Source organism: Luteibacter sp. P4_D7_3 (assembly GCF_056401735.1).
This window is the reverse complement of the sequence record NZ_JBFUIT010000483.1, coordinates 1-2,082: the sequence shown is the minus strand read 5'-3', so window position 1 is coordinate 2,082 and position 2,082 is coordinate 1. Positions and strand designations below refer to the sequence as shown.

Genomic DNA, 2,082 nt, shown 5'->3' with positions numbered 1-2,082 from the left:
CTGGATCTGCATCGTTCGCTGTGTGAGGGCAGCGAGCGCTTCGACCGTGGCCGGCGCGATGTCGATCACCGAAACGTTCTTCGTGCGAGCCACGGCGGCCGAGGTCTTCTTCCACCAAACTTCGGCGCTGCGTCCGCTATATGTGTAGACGATGACGCGGTTGGCGCGGCCCGCTGCACGGCGGATGCGCTGTTCATCGGGCTGGCCGACCTCGATCCACAGGTCCACCTCGCCAGTGAGTTCCTTGCGCCACAGATCCGGCTCGTCCTCGGAGCTGATGCCCTTGCCGAAGGCCAGTGAGTCATCCGCATTCAGGGCGAAAGCCAGCACCCGGACCATCATCCGCTCGTCGGTTTCCGACGGGTGCTGGGCGATGGTGAGGGGGTGCGCCTGGTAATAGTGCCGGTCCATGTCGCTGACCTGCAGATCGGCCTTGAAGACCGTGGATTTGAGTGCCATGGGGCGATTCTACAGGACTCCGTCCCCTTCCCCTCGGCGACCGCCCGCGGGATGATCGGGCCAGGGGTTCCAAAGGGGGGGGGTCGCATGTCGCATCAGGATCAACAGGTCGAACGGCTCACGTTCTTCTCGGACGCCGTTTTCGCCATCGCCATGACCTTGCTGGTCATCGACATCAAGGTGCCGGAGCCGGCCGTGAGCACGGACGAGGCCTGGGTGCAGGCACTGGCCAACCTCATTCCCCACTTTGTCGGCTTCGTCCTGACCTTCTACGTCGTCGGGGCCCTCTGGGCGGCGCATCACCGCACCTTCGGCCGACTCCGCCACTACGATCCGGCCATCGTCTGGCCAAACCTGACCTTGCTCATGCTGGTTGCCTTCATCCCGTTCCCGACGGCGTTGATGAGCACCCACTTCACCGACCGCGTACCCCAGATGTTCTACGCCTTCACCCTGCTGGTAGCGGGCCTGTGCCAGTACCGCTTGGTCAAACGCACGCTCCGGCCGCCGTATCTGTACGACGATGTCACCACGGACGATGTCGCTGTCGCGATCCGCCGCAGCCTGGGCATGCCGTGCATGGCGGCCCTGGCGATCGTCATCGCCATCTGGTGGCCCGGCTTGAGCAATCTGCCGCTCATGGTGACGCCGTTCTTCGTCATGCTCTTGGCACGCATGAAGAAGGCGCCCGCGATCGTGCTGCCCCAGGATCAGCCCTGAGGCGTCACCCCGTGCCGCGAATGGCGGCAAGCAAGGCGTCGCGACCAAACGGCTTCTGCAGCTGCACGGCGATGCCGGCGGAAACCGCCGGCAGCTCGGCATAACCGCTCGCCAGCACCACGCGCAGGCCCGGGCGGCGGTTAGCAAGCTCGGCAGCCAATTCGGATCCGGTCATGCCGGGCATCGCGTGATCCGTCACCACGGCAACGAGTTCGTCGAGCGTTTCCAGCCGTCGAAGTGCTTCATGGCCCGAGGAAGCTCCACGCGCATCGTATCCCGCGTAGTTGAGCATCTCGACGGCCGTGGACAACACGAGCGGGTCGTCGTCGACGACCAGAATCACAGGCAACGGCCCCTGTTCTTCCGCAATGTGCCGGATCGCGCGCTGGGGAACGACGGGGGCGACTTCCTGGAGAGCGCCAGGCACCGACGGCGCGACCGGCAGATAGATCGTGACGGTCGTGCCGGTGCTCTCGCTGCTCTCCAGTTGCAACGCACCACCCAATTGCTGGGCGATCCCGTGAACCATGGACAGGCCCAGGCCGGTGCCTTTGCCAACGCCCTTGGTCGTAAAAAAAGGCTCCGTCGCCCGCGCAAGCGTCGCGGCATCCATGCCGCTGCCGGTGTCGGCGATCGAGAGCTTCACATACCTGCCGGACGGAATAGCAAGGGTTTGCGAGTGGATAACCTCGTCAGTCACGGCACGAATGGTGATCACGCCGCCCTCCGACATCGCGTCACGCGCGTTGACGCAGAGGTTGAGGACGCAGAGCTCCAGCTGGTTGATGTCGCCCATCACCTCGGGCAGTGACAGCGGAAAGCGGACTTCGATCGCGATCGACGGACCCAGCGAGGTTCGAAGGAGATCCGACATGCCCGATATCAGCGTGACCACGTTGACCG

3 protein-coding genes are annotated in these 2,082 nt (G+C 64.5%); 1 reads left to right on the top strand and 2 read right to left on the bottom strand.

Translation table 11 applies throughout. The annotated features are described in order from the left end of the window. A partial coding sequence (locus tag AC1DSN_RS21805) for a YaeQ family protein (RefSeq protein WP_477332861.1) occupies positions 1-459 on the bottom strand: 459 nt, incomplete at its 3' end. Between the two features lie 87 nt (positions 460-546). On the opposite strand from AC1DSN_RS21805, the gene AC1DSN_RS21800 reads away from it, so the two are divergent. Continuing rightward, positions 547-1,179 (top strand): TMEM175 family protein, encoded by a 633-nt coding sequence (locus AC1DSN_RS21800; RefSeq protein WP_477294198.1) that lies wholly within the window; start codon positions 547-549, stop codon positions 1,177-1,179. 4 nt (positions 1,180-1,183) lie between these two features. Here AC1DSN_RS21800 and AC1DSN_RS21795 read toward each other — a convergent pair. Continuing rightward, the coding region (locus AC1DSN_RS21795; RefSeq protein ID WP_477332859.1) for an ATP-binding protein at positions 1,184-2,082 on the bottom strand (899 nt) is incomplete at its 5' end.